Source organism: uncultured Thiodictyon sp., from assembly GCA_903837595.1.
Taxonomy (GTDB): domain Bacteria; phylum Pseudomonadota; class Gammaproteobacteria; order Chromatiales; family Chromatiaceae; genus Thiodictyon.
On record CAILVI010000405.1, the window covers coordinates 37,961 to 55,395 of the forward strand.

Genomic DNA, 17,435 nt, shown 5'->3' on the forward strand with positions numbered 1-17,435 from the left:
CACGACCATCGCCAGTCATGACGGTCTTGCCTTGCCAAGGATAGTCCCATCCGTTTACCGGACATTGACCGGTTCCCGTTCAGTCCGCCAGACCAGGACCCGCACACGATGAATGCCAACTCGAACCGTCTCGACGACCGCCGCCCGCTGGCGAGCACCAATACGACGATGCTCATTGCGGGAGTCCTGATCCTGGCAGGGCTCCTGTGGTGGGTGCTGGAACCTGCGATCCCCACCGTATGGTACTTGGCCGCCATCAAGTTGCAACTGGCTGCGGCTTCGGGACTCTTTCTGCGTGGGCTGCGGCGGCGGGTGTTTTTCGGCCGCCGCCTGTCGCTGCACCAGTCACTGTCATTCGAGGTGGTGGTCCAGATCCTCCAGTGTGCGAGTCCGCTCCTACCGCGCAAGGCCTTCGAGGCTGAATTCATCGTCCGCGAGACCGCCCTGCCGCGCGCACTGGCCCACGCCTGGATTCGCAGTCGCAGCGCCAGCGTCTGGTTGATCGCACTTGCCGCACTGAGCATATTGTGCTTGCTCCATGGCGCCCCGGCAGCGGCCGCCTTGGCCGCGGCACTCGCTGTGGGCGGATTCTTCTATAGCCTCCGGGCCTTGGCACGCGAATCGGGCGAGGCAAGCCCACCGGTGGGTTTCGCCCGACACGCCGCCAACGTGGCGATGGGCGCACTCACCTGGGGCCTGGAGGGCGCATTGTTTGTATGGGCGGTCAGTGGCTTGCTGCCCGCTGCGGGTGCACTCCTGCTGTATGTCGCGTTCACTGGCATCGTCGAGCTCTCGCCCGTGCCCTATGCCATCGGGGTGGCAGAGCTTCCCGCACTGCTCGGTATGTTCTCCGGCCAGGGGCCGGTGGCCCTCGGCGCCCTGCTGGTCTTTCATGTCGCCCGCCTCTGGCCCCTGCTGCCGCTGGGCGTCATCTACCTGGCCCGCTACAAATTGCAGGTCGCCGACTTTCAGGATGCCGGCATCATCGGCCGCATCACCCGCAGTCAACGCCCCACCGCGGGCTGGACCTTTGCCGGGCAGGACGCCGATCTGGACGCGCAGCTGGTGAGCCTGGTGATCCCCGCCTATAACGAAGAAGAGCGGCTACCCGCCTATTTGAACGACATCCGGGCTTACCTCGACCTCAGCCCACAGCGTGCCGAGGTACTGGTGGTCAACGATGGCTCCCGCGACGGCACCGCAGACTATGTGCGCGGCGTGGCCGCCGTGGACCCGCGCGTGCGCCTGGTCGAGCAACCCACCAATCAGGGCAAGGGTAACGCGGTCAAACGCGGGGTGCTGGAGGCCCGGGGCCGCTACGTGCTCTTCACCGATGCCGACGGCGCCACCCCAATTGAGGAACTGGATAAACTGCTCGCCGCCATCGGCGAACGCGCGGAAATCGCCATCGGCTCGCGACGCCTGGTGTCCGCCGAGGCCGAGCGGGAGCGCACTGGGCTGCGCAACCTCATGGGGAAGGTTTTCTACTCGGTCGTCAATTTCCTCGCGGTCCCAGGCATCCACGACACCCAGTGCGGCTTCAAGCTGTTCCGCACGGACGTCGCCCGCGAACTGTTTCGCGACCTCAACGAGTCCGGCTGGGCCTTCGACGTCGAACTCCTGTACCGCGCCCAGTTGTTCGGTTATGGGATCGCTGAGGTCCCGGTCAACTGGCACGAGGTGGCGGGGTCCAAGGTCAACCCGATGAAGGATGCGCTCAAGATGTTTCTCGCCATCTTCCGCATTCGCCGCCGCAATGCCGGGCTGTTACGACACGCCCCGAGCGGACCGGCAGCCACGGCGCGCTGAGAGGCCCAGGATGAACCCCTTCGCGCAGCTTGCGGGCCAACTCACCCGATTCGGTTTGGTGGGGGTGTTCAACACCGGCGTCGATTTTGCCATCACCAATGCACTCTTCCTGCTACTGCGCCCGGTCGGTGACCTCGGGCTGCTGACCATCTCAGCGATAGCCTGCGCGGTGGCGGCCGTCAACTCCTACTGGATGAACTCGCGCTGGACCTTCCAGCAAGGCGCCGGGGAAGACCGGTCCGTGACCGGCTTCGCCTTGGTCGCGGCGCTCGGACTGGTGGTGAACTCCGCCACGTTTCTCTTTTTGGTCAAGTATCTCCACCTGTTGGTCGAGACTGGACCGGTGCTCACGATCAATCTCGCCAAGCTCGGCGGCGTCGGCGCGGCGATGGTCGTGACCTTCCTCGGTTATCGGTTGGGTGTATTTCGCACCGAGGGCACGCGCACCTTCCGCCAGCTCACTCGGCTGGAACCGGCTGACGGGCCACCGCGCTGGCATTGGCTCGGCGGCATGATCCTGCTCGCGCTGCTGGTGCGACTCGGATTCCTCGCCCTGGCCCCGGTCGCCTATGGGGATGCGATCAGTTATTCCTGGGTGGCCTGGTTCACGGCCCACGGCGAGTTCGCCCAGGTGGACACCTTCTGGCATAGCCTGTTCGACTTCTGGCAGGCGCTACTGATCGTTGCCGGTCTGGAGCGCTACCCGGCACTCGTGGTGTCATCCCTCATTCCAGGGCTGTTACTTGTACTGCCGGTTTACCTCATCGGCCGGCGTCTGTATGGCGAGACCGCGGGGCTCATCGCGGGGCTCTTGATCGCGCTGCATCCGCGATTGGTGGAGTATTCGGTGAACGGCTACCCCGAGTCGTTCTATCTGTTAGCGGCGGCCTGGGGAATCTGGGGATTGACCGCGCTCTATCAGGGGCACCGGGGCTGGGCATCGGTGCTGGCGATCGGCTGTGGCCTGGGGGGGTACTTCCTGGTACGTAACGAGGGGATGCTGCTGCTTGCCCTGTTGCTCGGGACGGCGTTCTATCAGGTTGGCCGGCGAGATCCCCGCGCCCGCCGCGCACTGCTCTTCAGCGCCGCCATCATCGCAGCCATGACCATTGGTTACGTGGGGGCGACGCAATCGTTCTGGGGCTCTTCGGGACTCTTCGCCAAGAGCAGCGATCTCGCCAAGCAACACCTTGAGACACTCGACATCGGGACGGCCGCCCGTGAGACCTATGGCGGTGGGGAGCGCCCGGTCACGGCAGCCGGCTGGAGCGCTCAGTTCCCCAATCTGCTGGAACGCTGGCCGCGCAACCTGCGTTACGCCGCCGAGCGACTGCCCGGAGTACTGCTCTCGCCGGTGGTGCTGTTTGCCCTGGCCCTGCCGCTGCTGGTGGCAAGGCGTGGGGGGGCGCGTCACGCCGAAATGCCGTTACTGCTCTTCACCGTCTGGCCGCTCGCCTTCTATCCCTTGCTCCAGCTCGAGCCTCGACTCCTGTTTCCCACCCTGATCGGGGCCTGTCTCTTCGGCGCCGCGGGGGTGGTCGCCGGCGGGCGGTTCCTGGCACACGAACTGGCGGCTAGACCTCGCCTGGCCGCCGCCACGACCTCCGCATTGGCCACCGCCATCCTGGTCCTGCTACTGCCCCTCACGCCACTACTGGCCTGGAACTCCGAATCAGAGCGCGGATATCACCGGGCGGTCGGGCATTGGATCGCCGAGCATCTATCGCCGGACCTGAAGATCGCGGGCGACGGCTATGGCTATGTGAGCGCGTCCACCTTCTGGGCTGGCCGCAAAGGTGAGCCGCGACGCTGGACCGAGACTCCTGAGGAATTGGCCACCTGGGCCCGGGAGCATGACTTCACGGTGCTGATCTGTTACGAAGATTATCTGCGGCAGGCCAATCCGCAACTCCTTGCGACGCTCGATCAGGGCTTTCCCGGTATGACCCAACTCCACCAATTCGAGTTTCCACGGGTCGGTCGCGTAACTCTGTGGGGCAGCGCGTCAGCGACCCCCGAGGCGTTGAAGCCATGAATCTAGTGCCGCGAAGCGCAACTCCAGATACCACTCTGGCGGTCGCACAGGTGGCGGCAATTCCAAATTTGGGCTGCATCGCGCGACCTATGGTGGATGCGGCGCGCGCAACCCACGCGCCCGGTCCCGAAAACCGCGCGGCGCGCCTTATCCACCCTATGATGGAGCCGGTTTCGTAGGGTGGATAAGCGTAGCGCATCCACCGTCAGCCCCGCCGCCAGCACGATGCTGGCGGCGGTCGCGCAAATTTGGAATTGCTGAACAGGTGGCGGGAAATTGGACAGGATTAACAGGATTTGCCAGGATTAGCAGGATTACTGGTTGGGATTTATATCCACAACACATCTTGTAAATCCTTAGAAATCCTGTACATTTCTTGATCTCACGCGCAGTCCAAGCGGGTTCGCGCTATTTGCGGCGTTTGAGGATACGGGTCAAGCGCACCCATGGCCCGTTGAAACAACGCAAGCCGAACTTGTGGGTGAAATAGCTCGGCCATTCTGCCGCCACGTCACGCTGCACGCCGGCCCGATCGCAGATGTCCTGCAGGATGGCGATCAGTCGGCCGCGATGGGGGCGAAACTTGTCGATCGTACGCTGCCGGATCTCCTCGGGGGTCAAGGCACAACGCGTCATCGCCTCGACCCCATCGCGGACCGACTCGACGCTGTCCTGCGCAATGTACGCATAGGCCGGCTCAAAAAAGGCGTCCCGGCCCCCCAGGTTCCGTGTCGAAACCAGCGGGCGGCCGGACAACAGATACTCGGCACTAACAAACATGGCCCCCTCTTCCGCCGACAGGCACAGCCCGCAACGGGCCTCGCAAATGGCGCGGGAGACGAACCGGGAAAAGACCTTGCGCTGCCAACTCGCGTGGGGGAACTGGCGCATCACCTCGGCAAAATAGGCCGCCTCCTGCGGCGAGTGATCCCCGATCAGCCGCAGCGACTTAACCCCCAAGGCCAAGTGATGACGCTTGAACGGCGTGATGCGGGCCAGGTAGATGGCATCGAATTTGATCGGCCGGTCGTAGATACGATACTTGCGCTCATCGAGAAAGGCGTTCTGATGGCAATACTCGGCCCGCAGCCCGACACCCGAGATCAGGGCGACCTCGCGCTCGGAATTGCACAGGAAGACCAACTCCGCCTCCGGACAGAGTCGGCGCACCACGGCAGCCTCCGCCGCCACCTCCTGCGCTCGCGCCTGCGTCTCCCGGTGCCAGCCGAACTGGAACAGCAGGTGCGGCTTGGACCCGCCCAGGGCCTGGAGGATCGCGTCGCGATGTTTGACGAAATCCTCAAAGTAACTGATGACCACCGCCGGCTCGCGAAAGATCACGTAAACCGGCAGGGCGTCGCCCTGGATGAGTTGCTTGATGAACTTGGCGGTCTGCGCGATCATGTGATTGACGCCCGGGTACTGGATCGCTGGCATGGTACGCGCCGGACTTGCCGCTTTCAACATTGAGACGCCCGGCGCGCGGGCGTAAGATCAAAGCAGCCACCCTCCCAACGGCGAGCCTGGCCGCCGCCGAGCGCCGCCCCACGACCGACGGGTATCCCAGTTGACGCTCCCACCCGAACTCTGGTCCGAGCCGATCCTCGCCAAACACGTGGTCTTCGTGGCCTTGACGATCGGCTTCCTGTCCTTCGCCATCCCGCTAGCCATCAAGCACGCGTGGATGGACCGGGTGTGCATGGCCGGGATCTGGTTCATGGCCATCAACCCGGTGAAAATGACCCTTTTCAGCTATACGCTATATCGCGGCGACATCCGCGGCCTGGAGTTCGGCGTCACCGATTGGCTCGCCATCACCATGGTCGTGGCGATGAACAAGGCGCCGCGCTGGCGCAAGCGCAAGCTCTACACCCGCAACCCCAACGAGATCTTGTTGGCCCTCTACCTGGCCTATTGCATCTTCACCATCAGCACCGCACTGATACCGCAGTTCGCCGTCTTCGGCGTCAGTAAGATCATCCGTGCCTACGTGACCTTCTGGGTGGCTTATAACTTTATCCGCAGCGAGGACGACCTGCGCTTCGTGATCTGGACCGTGATCGGGATGACCTTCTACAGCTTCACCCAGGTCCTAATGGACAAATATACCCGCGGGATCTTTCCGCCGCGCGGCTCTTTCGACCATCAGAACGGGCTCGCTACGTTCCAGAACATACTGAATTTTATCATTTTCGCCGTGCTCATGCAGGACAGCGAGAAGCTCTTCGACAAGCGCACCCTGATCTATTGGGCCGGACTCGGGGCGGGGGTCCTGACGAGCGTAGCCACCCTTTCGCGCGGGGGCATGGCCACCACCGTCATGGGCTTTACCATGATCATCGCGATGGCCTTTTTCCTAAAGCAGAAACCGGTCAAAATCAAGAAGAAGCTTTCGGCCATCGGCTTGCTGATACTGCTCGCCATTCCGGTCTTGATCATCATACTGCCGCCCATCATCCAGCGCTTCGAGACGGCCCCGGAGGAGTCCGGTGAGTCCCGCAAAGAAGCCAATAAGGCCTCCGGCCACATGGGTCACGACTATTTCTTCGGCGTGGGATTGAACAACTATTCTTATGCCATCAATTATCTGCCATACGGCGAGGACCTGGCCCCCCTGGATCGCGGTATTGCCCACCACATCTTCTGGCTCCATTATGCCGAGTTGGGCATCATCGGCGTCATCCTTTTTACCCTGCTGACCGCCGGTTTCATGTTGATCGCGTTGCGTTTTATTCTGAAACGCCGCGATGGCCTGGAACGGGTCTTCGCGATCGGGATACTGACGGCCTTTGCAATCAATTGGCTCGTCGGCACCCTGGAGTGGAACTTCCGCACCCTCCAGATTACCCTCACCTATTTCATGCTCGCGGGATTCCTTACCTCCCTGGACCGGGTGGAGCGTGAGCGGCTCAAACTGGATCAGGACAAGAAAAATCGGCTGGCCATGTTGTACTTGGTGATGACTCAGCGACGGGGCGCGTCGCCACCTGGCCAACGGCCCGCTACCAAACCCCAACGGCGTTGAACCCGGGAGACTGACTCAATGCGCGACCTCTCACTCGATCTACTCAAGGGCGTCGCCTGCATCCTGATGCTCCTGGCGCACACCCAACTCCAGATCGATCTGCCGTCGAAGGCAATGACCTTCCTCGGCAGCTTCGCCCCTATCCTGTTCTTCGCCGTGTCCGGCATCACGGCCAATTTTCAGGCACGTAAGTACCCGGTGACCGGGATCGTCATCACCTATGCGATGATCTTTCTGTTGGGTCTGAGCTTCGCCGCCATGGTCACCGGCAACGTCTGGGTCCCGTTCGACATGGACATCCTCCAGATCATCGCCGTCGGTGTACTCACCCTTTACCTGGTGCAGCGCTTTCTCAACCCGGGGCACTGGTATTACCTCGGCGCTGCCGTCCTCCTATTCGCGCTCAAGCTTGTCACCGATTCACTGCGTGATACCTGGTGGATGGCCTCGCTGGCCTATGTCGTCGTGGAACCAGGTAACTTCGTCATCATCCCCTGGCTCTTTCCCTTCTTCCTCGGCATGTTCTGCTACCTTGCCCCCAACCGGCACAATGTTATACTTGCCGGGACCGCGCTACTCGCGATGGGAGTCGCCTGGGGGTTGGGTCTGACGCTCGGCATCGACAACCGCTGGGACATGACCATCGGCTATTTCCTGTTCGCGCTGTTCCTGACCTCGGCCACATTCTATAGCGCCCGCCGATTACCTCACGAATTCATGGCGCGGGCCTTCCCGCCTTTGATCTGGCTAGGGAAATATTCGCTCCTCTTCCTGTATGTGCACATCGCAGTGATCTGGCTGGTGCGGCACTATACCCATGGAATCTGGGGGACCTATTGGGTCTGGGCGGTGGTCGGGGCGGCCTCCATCGCGCTGATGTGGGTCCTGCCGCCGCTGCTCGGCGCCCTGCGCATCCCGGCCCTGATGGCCCGGTTCCCGGCCTGGATCGCACTGCTCATACTGGTCCTCGCCGCCCCGCTGGTGATGCCCCCCGGGACACCGCTGGTATTAACCGAGTTCGCCCTGGGACTGGTCTTCTCCTTGTACTATGCCACCATGACCCAGGTCCTCAAAGGCGTCACCTGGCCCGCGGCCCGACCGACACAGAGCAATTAAACCATGGCACAAGCACAACACGACGCGGCCGGCGGTCGCGACGCCTGGGTCGATTACGCCAAGGCCATCGGCATCGTCCTGGTGGTCTATGGTCATGTGGCGCGCGGTGTGTTCAACGCCGGCATCCCGATGGACGGGCCGCTCTACCGGCTGGTGGACAGCATCCTCTACAGCTTTCACATGCCCCTGTTCTTCTTTCTCTCCGGGCTGTTCTTCTTTCACTCACTGCGGCGGCGCGGCCCAGTGGCCCTGGCGGCGAACAAGGTCGACACCATCCTCTACCCCTATGTACTGTGGTCCCTGATCCAGGGGTTGACCGAGGTCGGGCTCGCCAGCTACACCAACGGCAACGTGACCCTCCCCGAGGTACTCGCGCTCTGGGACCCCCGTGCCCAGTTCTGGTTTCTTTATGCACTGTTCATGGTGATCATGACCGCCATCCTGGTCTACCGCCGCGATACCCGGGGGCTGCTCTGGGGGTTACTTGCCGTCTCGGCCCTCGCCTATGTCTTCCAGGCCAGCATCCCCTCTTTGCTACACTCCTACTTCGTCGTCAAGAACTTCGTCTTTTTTGCGCTGGGAGTCTGGTTCTACACTGTCAAGGACCGCCTGATGCTGCACCCGGGGGCTTGGGCGGCGGCCGGGGTCGCCGCCTTCGTGGCCGTGCAGTACGGCTTCCACGCCCAACTTGGACTGATATGCTCCGACACCGGGGTCGCCTCACTCGTGGTGGCCGTGGTCTCGATCCTGGCCGTGGCGAGCCTATCGATCTGGCTTGCCCGCTTCCCGGCACGCTGGGTGCTGGCCCTAGGCGGGGCCTCCATGGCGATCTACCTGATGCACGTCCTGGCCGCCAGCGGTGCCCGGATTTTTGTTTCGCGATTCCTTGGGATACATGACGCCAGCGTCCATCTCATGGTCGGGTGCCTGGTGGGCATCGGACTTCCCATGCTGGTCTTATTGATCATGGCACGCCTCAAAGTCCAGGGGGTGTTCGAGACCCCAACACGGCTCTCGCTCGAGACCTGGTACCGACGTCACGCCAGAGAATTATGATCATAAAAAAGGCACTTACCTCAACCGCCCGGTCTGGCGCGTTATTCGCTCTTGCGTTAATGGTCGCACCGGCCAACGCCGGCACGCCTGAACCCTTCAAGTACCTCTTTGGGATGGGGGCCGATCTGCATGACGGCGGACAGCTTGAAGTCGTCAACAAGGACTTGACGATCGACCCAAATGTCCCAATCGGCTGGCCTGAATACAATGCCGTCAGTGGTGAGGCGCGGATCGCCACCGGTGACATCGACGGTGATGGCAAAGATGAAATAGTCATAGGCTTTGCCCCCGTCGGTCAGAGCGGCCTGCCGGGCGGCCGGTTTGAAGTGCTTGATGACGATTTTTCATTCTTGACCTGGGGTCAGGTCGAGTGGGCTGACTACAATTCCAGCAATGGTGAAACACGTCCCGCCGTGGGTGATATCGATGGCGACGGCAAGGCCGAGATTGTGATCGGACTCGGACCCGGTGGCGGTGGGTTGGTCGAAACCTTCCGCTTCGCCAATGGCGCCCTCTCACCGATCGGCTGGGCCGATGTCAACTGGCCGGAATACAGTCAGGCCAATGGCGAGACCTGGCCGACACTCGGCGAACTCGATGGCGATGGCCGGGCCGCGCTGGTGATCGGTTTGGGCCAGGGCGGGGCCGGCACCTTCCTGGTCAAGAAGGGCTTCGATGCGGCTCGCTTTGCCGCGGGACAGGACCCCTGGATCGAGGAACTCCGGGGTACTCTGTCGTGGACCGACTACGCGACCGCAATGGGCGAGACTCGTCCTGCGGTTGGCGATCTCACTGGCGATGGAACCCGGAAAATCGTTGTCGGTCTGGGAAAGTCCGGCGGTGGTAATCTCGAGATCTTCGATTATGTCGGGTCCTCCCTCGTACCCAGCGGATCGCTGAAGGTCGATTGGCCGGAATATAATGCAGCCAATGGCGAGACCCGTCCGGTCATTGGGGATAGCGACGGTGACCGACCAGCCGAGATCATGGTTGGCCTCGGCCGCGGCGGCGGCGGCTACGTCGATCTGTTTGATGATGCCAAGGCGCAATTTGTCGGTCTCGACCGCTTCCAGTTGGGTACGCCGGCCTATCAGGCAGCGAACGGCACCATTTGGCCCGCCTTCAAACGGGAACGCCCGCCCGTCTTGTACCAGCTCAGCGTGCTCAAGAACGGCACCGGGACGGTCGGCGGCGGGGGGCGTTACGTGGCCGGCACCCGGGTGGCCCCCACCGCGACCGCGGCGGACGGCTCGGCCATGGCCGGCTGGACGCCCAGCAGTTGCGGTGTCACGTTCGCCCTCACCGCCGATACCACCTGCTCCGCCACCTTCACGCAGCTGCCCGCCTACACCCTTGCCGCAAAACTCAGCGGGAGCGGAGCGGTCACCAGCACACCGGCGGGGATTTATTGCGGAGCCGATTGCACCGCCCCCTATGCCAGCGGCACGGCGGTGGCCTTGACCCCCACGCCCGCCATCGGCTACACGTTTTCCGGCTGGAGCGGTGCCTGCACCGGCACCGGGGGCTGTACCGTACCGATGAGCGCCGCCAAGACCGTCACCGCGACATTCAAGACGATCCCCGGATACATAGAACAAGGCACCACCGCGACCCTGGCCGACGCCTCCCAGCGCCAGGCGCAGCCACTGACCGCGGGATCGCCGCGCTACCTGGAAACGCGCTCCGCGCGCGCCCTGACCATGGGCTTCGACGCACTGGATCTCGCCGTCGCCACCCGCGACCCGGCGGCCTATAGGCTCATCGCCCAGACCGATCCGGCCTATGCCAGCCCCCAGCCGGCCACCCGGGTGGGCGGCGACCGCCAGGCCGTCGGCGTCGACGGCGCCAATCAGCCGGTGGCCGAGACGCGGCTGCACCTGCTGTTGCCCTACCCGCTGCGCCCCGGTGTCGACTATCGCCTGGACGCCTGCGCCGCCGTGGGCGGCAGCGCCGATCCGGCGGCGCCCTGCCACGCGCTTGCGGTGCGCTACGACCCGACGCTGGCCTCCGGCTCCATCCAGGTCGATCAGGTCGGCTATGCCCCGGGCACGACCAAAATCGCTTACCTCGGCAACTGGTTAGGCAGCGCCGGCCCCTTACCGGTGGATGCCACGGGTTTTGAGGTCGTTGATACCTCGTCCGGTGAGTCGGTCTTCAGCGGCCAGGCCCGCCTCACCGCCGCCGCTGACCCCTGGAGCGGCAACGACGTGTACCAGGCCGACTTCAGCACCCTGGAGCGCCCGGGACACTACCGGCTGCGGGTCCCGGGGCTCGGGGTATCCGACCCCTTCGCCATCGCCGCCGACGTCTATGACGCACCCTATCGCGCCGCCCTGCGCCTCTTCTACCATGCCCGCAACGGCACGGCGGTGGTCGCGCCCTGGGCCGAGCCTGGCTACGAGCGGCCCCAAGGCGGGGTCCCACCCGCCATGGATGCCGCCTTCCACGCCGCGGTGGCCGGCTCCCCCCTGAGCGCCGGCAGCACGACGGATACCGGGCCGACCGCCCGGCATGCGGTCCGCCATGGCTGGTTCGACTCCGACGACTATGGCCAGTACGTCCCCAACGCGGCCCCGGTCTGGTATCTGGTGGGCGCCGCCATGGACCTCGCGCCGCAGCGCTTCGGCGACGGCGATCTCAACATCCCCGAGTCCGGCAACGGCATTCCGGACGTCCTGGACGAACTCGATTGGGGCCTGGACTGGCTGCTCGGAATGCAGGACCCGGCGGATGGTGGCGTCTGGTTCCGGGTCGGCAGCCGCACCTGGGATTCAGTCCCGCCCTACCTGATCGCCACCCCGCGCCTGTTGTTTGAAAAGACCAGTCACGCCACTGCCGCCTTCGCCGCCGCCTGCGCGCTGCACGCCCGGCTGATCCGCCCCTACCACCCCGAGCGCGCCGATGCGGCCCTGGCCGCGGCACGCCGCGCCTGGGACTTCCTCGCGAGCCACACTGACTGGCCCGCCGAGGGACAACGCTACCTTGGCCCGACGGGCGTGCGCGCCGCCGACTACTCGGATGTCTCAGCACGCGACAACCGCCTCTGGGCCGCCGCCGAGTTGTACCGCACCACCGGCGAGGCGTCCTATCGAACCGCCTTCGAGACCCTGATGCCCCAGGTCAAGATCGACCCCACCGCGGGCATCGGCTTCCAGGACGTTTCACTGGCCGGGCTCTGGGCCTATCTGCTTAACGAGGATGCGGGCAAGAACACGACGCTGGTCAAGCAGGCCAGCGACGTATTCATCGCGGCGGCGGATTGGCGGGTGCGCAATGCGACCGCGCACCCCTTCCGCGCCCCCAGCCACCCGACCATCGGTGTCGTCGGCTGGGGTTCCTTCGGGGTCTCCACCCGCGCCACCTTGCCGCTGCTGCAGGCCTATCGGCTCACCGGCAAGATCGACTATCTGGACCGAGCCTGGCAGAGCCCCCACCCGCAGCTCGGGGCCAATCCCCAGTCGCTGAGCTATCTCCCGGGCTTCGGCGCCAGATACCCCCACTTCCCGCTTTCCAAGCTCACCAAGGGCGCCGGCGCGGGCCCCGGCGACCCCATCAAAGGGCTGCCGGTCCTCGGGCCCCAGTTCCAGTCTTCCGCTGAGATGACCGCGATGAACGCCGTCTACGCTCCCCCCGCGCAGATCGGCACGACACTGCCCACGAACCCGGCCGGGTACGCGCAACTCTACCCCGCGCTGCGCCGTTATACCGACGCCCGGGGTCTGCCGGCCATGTCCAAACCCACGGTAGTGGACTATGCCCAGGTGGGGCTAGCCTTCGGGCTGCTGCGCCGGGGCGGACTCAAAGAGGAGATCGACACGGCGGGTAAGGTCCAACACCTGCTCACCGTGACGAAAAACGGCACCGGTAGCGGTACGGTCGGCGGTGGGGGGCGTTATGCGGCCGGCACCGCGGCGACGGCGACCGCGATCGCGGCAGACGGATCGACCTTTGCCGGCTGGACGCCGTCGAGTTGCGGCACGGCCGTCGCCCTCAATGCGGACACGACATGCATGGCCACCTTTACCTTGCTCCCCAAATATGCCCTGACCGTCATCCTGAGCGGAAGCGGCACAGTCACCAGCATCCCGGCCGGGATCAACTGCGCAACCGATTGCGCTGAGGCCTATGTCAGCGGCACCGCGGTCAACTTGACCATGGCCCCGGCAACCGGCTATCTGTTTTCCGGCTGGAGCGGTGCCTGCGCCGGCACCGGCGGGTGTATGGTGGCGATGGGCGCCGTTCAGACTGTCACCGCGACCTTCAAGGCCATCCCGGCGACCGTCGAGCGGGGCATCACCTCGGACCTGGCCGACGCCTCCACGCGTCAGATCCAACCCCTGACCGCGGGGCCTGCCCGTTATGTGGAGACGCGCTCGGCGCGTGCCCTGACCCTGGGCTTCGACACCCTCGATCTCAGCGTCGCCACCCGTGACCCGTCCCTCTATACCCTTACGGATCCGAGCGATGGCAGCCCCCAAGCGGCCACGCGGGTGGGCGGCGACCGCCAGGTCGTCGGCTTCGACACCGCCAAGCAGCCTCAGCTGGAGACGCGCCTGCACCTGCTCTTCCCAACCCCGCTGCGCTCCGGTGTAGACTATCGGCTGGACGCCTGCGCCGCCCTGGGCAGCAGCGCCGATCCGGCGGCACCCTGCCACGCAATGGCGGTCCGCTACGACCCGACCCTGGCCTCGGGCTCCATCCAGGTCGATCAGGTCGGCTATGCCCCGAGAACGACCAAGATCGCCTTCCTCGGCAACTGGCTGGGCAGCGCCGGACCCCTGCCGGTGGACGCGACCGGGTTCGAGGTTGTCAATGCCGTCACGGGCGAGTCGGTCTTCAGCGGCCAGGCCCCCCTGACTGCCCCCGCGGACCCCTGGAGCGGCAACGACGTGTACCAGGCGGACTTCACCGCTCTGGACCAGCCGGGGCGCTACCGGCTGCGGGTTCCGGGGCTCGGGGTGTCGGACCCCTTCGCCATCACCGCCGACGTCTACGACGCCCCCTACCGCGCAGCGCTGCGCCTCTTCTACCATGCCCGCAACTCCACGCCGGTGGTTGCCCCCTGGGCCGAGCCTGGCTATGAGCGGCCACAGGGCGGGGTCCCGCCCGCTATGGACGCGGCCTTCCACGCCGCCGTGGCCTCCTCGCCCCTGAGCGCCGGTAGTTCGACTGACACTGGTCCGACCGCCCGACACGCGGTGAGCCACGGCTGGTTCGACGCGGGCGACTACGGCCAATACGTCCCCAACGCGGCACCGATCTGGTACCACGTCGGTGCCGCCCTGGATCTGGCCCCGCGACGCTTCGTCGACGGCGATCTGAATATCCCTGAATCCGGCAACGGCATCCCGGATGTCTTGGACGAGCTCGATTGGGGCATGGACTGGCTGCTCGGGATGCAGGACCCGGCCGACGGCGGGGTCTGGTTCCGCGTCGCCAGCCGCAACTGGGACGCCGTACCGCCCTACCTCATCACCACGCCGCGCCTGCTGGCCGAGAAGACCAGCCATGCCACAGCGGCCTTCGCCGGCGTCTGCGCACTGCACGCCCGGTTGATCCGGCCCTACCGGCCGGCGCGCGCCGACGAGGCCCTGGCCGCGGCGCGGCGGGCCTGGGACTTCCTCGCGAGCCACCCCGACTGGCCCGCTGAGGGGCAACGCTACAAGAACCCCGCGGACGTGCATGCCGGCGACTACTCGGATGCCTCAGTCCGGGACAACCGCCTCTGGGCCGCCGCCGAGCTGTTCCGCACCACCGGCGAAGCGGCCTATCGGAGCGCCTTCGAGGCACTCCTGCCGCAGGTCAAGATCGATCCTACCGCGGGGGTCGGCTTCCAGGGCTTTGAACAGGCCGGACTCTGGGCCTACCTGCTCGCCGATGGCGCAGGCAAGAACCCCAGTGTGATGGCCCAGGCCCGCGGCGTCTTCATCGCGGCGGCGGACTGGCGCATACGCGAGGCCAACACCAATCCCTTCCGCGCCCCGACCCATCACACCCTGGGTCTGGCTGGCTGGGGTTCATTCGCGGTCTCCACCCGCGCCACCCTGGCCCTGCTTCAGGCCTATCGACTCACCGGTAAGACCGACTATCTTGACCGGGCCTGGCAGAGCCCGCATCCGCAACTGGGGGCCAATCCACAATCACTGAGCTATCTCACCGGGTTCGGCGCCAGGTCGCCCCACTTCCCGCTCACCAAGCTCAATCGCAACGGCGTCCCCGGCGACCCACTCAAGGGCATCCCGGTCCTCGGGCCCATGTTCCACCTCCCCGCCCTGTGGGCCGAGATGATCGCGGTGAACGGCGGCTACTTCCCGCCCGAGCAAATCGGCAGCACACTGCCCACAGACGCGGCCGGGTTCGCGCAACTCTATCCGGTCCTGCGCCGCTACACCGATGCCCGCGGGGTACCGCCCATGTCGGAACCCACCGTGGTGGACTACGCCCAGGTGGGGCTCGCCTTCGGGTTGCTGCGCCGGGGCGGGCTCAAGGAGGAGATCGACGCACTGGGCCCGCTGCCCCATTGACATCCTCGCCGGCCTAAAGGCCAGCTGGCTAACGTGCGGCGCGCGCCCATCATGGTGCCTTGATCATCCCTCCGGCCACAGAGGCGGGTCGGTCGGCTTTCAGGCCGACCGACGGGCATTGCTTGCCCTATTGCTTATGGCACCCGACACGGGACTTCTGCATCCAGTAGTAACTGCGGAATAGAATTCAGTTGCGCTTGGCCCTTTATCTCCAACGCAAAGACGGCTCAGTGGCCGTCGATCGGCCGGTAGTAATATTTCAATGCGGTTCCCTGGATCTCCAAATCGGAATTATCCATCAGTCGAACGGGGTCTCGCGACGACTCGCCGTTGATCCGTACCCGCCCCCGCTTGGCGGGAATCAAATAGTGGCCGTCCTGGCGCCGCTGGATCGTGGCCGCCAATCTGGGGGCAAGCCAGCCGCCGCAGCGCAGGTCGCTGTAGCGTCCGCGGCCGAGGGTGAAGTTGATTTTTTCCAGCAGTATTTTGACGCCCGAGGCGATAACGACAATCTGCCCCATGCGCTGCTTCTCCAATTGCTTCCACCGCGAAGCCATGGCACCAGGCTTCATAACGACCGTGCCCAAGTGCTTGAGCTCGGAGCGTTCGCTGATTTCGTGTCCCGTCGTCTCTCCGGACAATCTGGCGCCCGACATAAACACCAACTTGTAGGGGTAGATTTGAATCTCGTCCCAAAATTTCAGGATGTGTCTGGATACCTTCTGTTGATTGACGAAGACGCCATTCGCACTGCCGTCGTCCACCAGGACGTAGTGGCTCCCATCGGCTTCGATGTGCGCATGACGCTTGGAGATCCCGGGGTTCTCGAGCACGATATCGTTGTCCGCCGCGCGGCCGATATTGAGATCCTCGGCTCCCAGTTCCCACTGATCTTCGAGGTTGTCGCCGGAGTAGAGTCGCAGAAAAGGCATGGGTCAAAGCCCTCTTAAGGTTGGATGCGGTCGCCGAAGGCCGAGCGCTCGATAGCGACGCGGCCACAGACCGCGAGGCGTCGATGGCATCGGGAGAAACCGGCGGGAGAAACCGGGGACCGGCCACAGTTTACTGCTACTTTGAAGCCAAGCGATCGTTTCCGTCAAGGTCTCAACATGCCCCGACAGGCTCGGATCGAGGCCGCCGGTTACCCCAAGCATGCGACTCTGCGACGCCTACCTGTTCGCTTGCCAGCGCCACATCGAGCCTAGATCGGAAACCGTGGTCTGCCCCTGAGGTATCCCCACGAATCGCTCCTCCGCTTATGAATCCAACAATAGCGCCTGGTGGAATTGGGCGACCAATTCTTCCGAGCGTACCAAGACCATCACGGCAGGCCATGGGTTGCTTTTGGCGCAATCGCCGATGCCGAGTCGAACGGGCTTGGCCCTTGCCTTCGGCAACAACGATTTGCCACTGATCCAATCGGCATACAGTGCGGATGTAGTCGCGCCCCCTCAAGGGTCCAACCCAGTGCCAACCAAGTGCCCCGCTAAGCGCGCAACGGCCGCCCCACGCTGTTCCGCCCGCTCCAGGCGCGACCGGTGCTTTACGACCAACCCCCGGCCCCCCGCGGTACCACGTCCGATGACATCAACCCGGAGTTGCCCCGACGATGACTTGCCAAGGGTAATAAGGCGTAACTCTCCAGTGCGGTGCGACGCATCACCTGGGGGGTGCCGTTGCGGTCCGGAAACCAGAACAGCTCGAAACCCAAAAAGGTGACGCGCCGCCTTATGCTCGGATGAAAGCGGCTAAAACGCAAGATCTGCGTCTTCTCCGGGGCGACTTCGAGGCCGAATTTCTCCAGCCGCTTCGGTAGCACCGCGAAGAACCGCTGTGCATCGTCACGCAAGCGGAAGGCGCAAACGAAATC

At 64.5% G+C, this 17,435-nt stretch carries 8 protein-coding genes and 1 pseudogene; 6 read left to right on the top strand and 3 right to left on the bottom strand.

Annotated features, from left to right (window positions below):
- The first annotated feature begins 108 nt into the window (after positions 1 to 108).
- Together QZY44_RS24270 and QZY44_RS24275 are read left to right on the top strand one after the other, a co-directional pair.
- On the top strand, positions 109 to 1,809 hold the full coding sequence (locus tag QZY44_RS24270; RefSeq protein ID WP_295454159.1) for a dolichyl-phosphate beta-glucosyltransferase: 1,701 nt from the start codon (positions 109 to 111) through the stop codon (positions 1,807 to 1,809).
- Between the two features lie 10 nt (positions 1,810 to 1,819).
- Positions 1,820 to 3,844, top strand: a complete 2,025-nt coding sequence (locus tag QZY44_RS24275; RefSeq protein WP_295454164.1) for a GtrA family protein — start codon at positions 1,820 to 1,822, stop codon at positions 3,842 to 3,844.
- Between the two features lie 408 nt (positions 3,845 to 4,252).
- On the opposite strand, the gene QZY44_RS24280 is transcribed toward QZY44_RS24275, so the two are convergent.
- Positions 4,253 to 5,281, bottom strand: a complete 1,029-nt coding sequence (locus QZY44_RS24280) for a hypothetical protein (RefSeq protein WP_295454168.1) — start codon at positions 5,279 to 5,281, stop codon at positions 4,253 to 4,255.
- A 130-nt stretch (positions 5,282 to 5,411) separates the two neighbouring features.
- On the opposite strand from QZY44_RS24280, the gene QZY44_RS24285 reads away from it, so the two are divergent.
- The 4 genes from QZY44_RS24285 to QZY44_RS24300 are packed head-to-tail and all read left to right on the top strand — an operon-like array spanning position 5,412 to position 15,565.
- Positions 5,412 to 6,869, top strand: a complete 1,458-nt coding sequence (locus QZY44_RS24285) for an O-antigen ligase family protein (RefSeq protein WP_295454172.1) — start codon at positions 5,412 to 5,414, stop codon at positions 6,867 to 6,869.
- Between the two features lie 18 nt (positions 6,870 to 6,887).
- Positions 6,888 to 7,985, top strand: a complete 1,098-nt coding sequence (locus QZY44_RS24290) for an acyltransferase family protein (protein WP_295454176.1) — start codon at positions 6,888 to 6,890, stop codon at positions 7,983 to 7,985.
- A gap of 3 nt (positions 7,986 to 7,988) precedes the next feature.
- Positions 7,989 to 9,041, top strand: a complete 1,053-nt coding sequence (locus QZY44_RS24295) for an acyltransferase (RefSeq protein ID WP_295454179.1) — start codon at positions 7,989 to 7,991, stop codon at positions 9,039 to 9,041.
- A 59-nt stretch (positions 9,042 to 9,100) separates the two neighbouring features.
- A complete protein-coding gene (locus QZY44_RS24300; RefSeq protein WP_295454181.1) occupies positions 9,101 to 15,565 on the top strand; it encodes a glycoside hydrolase family 9 protein in 6,465 nt (2,154 codons plus the stop codon).
- Between the two features lie 227 nt (positions 15,566 to 15,792).
- Here QZY44_RS24300 and QZY44_RS24305 read toward each other — a convergent pair whose 3' ends face one another.
- Together QZY44_RS24305 and QZY44_RS24310 are read right to left on the bottom strand one after the other, a co-directional pair.
- A complete protein-coding gene (locus tag QZY44_RS24305) occupies positions 15,793 to 16,497 on the bottom strand; it encodes an FHA domain-containing protein (protein WP_295454188.1) in 705 nt (234 codons plus the stop codon).
- A 611-nt stretch (positions 16,498 to 17,108) separates the two neighbouring features.
- Positions 17,109 to 17,435: pseudogene (locus QZY44_RS24310) on the bottom strand (hypothetical protein); the annotation flags it as partial.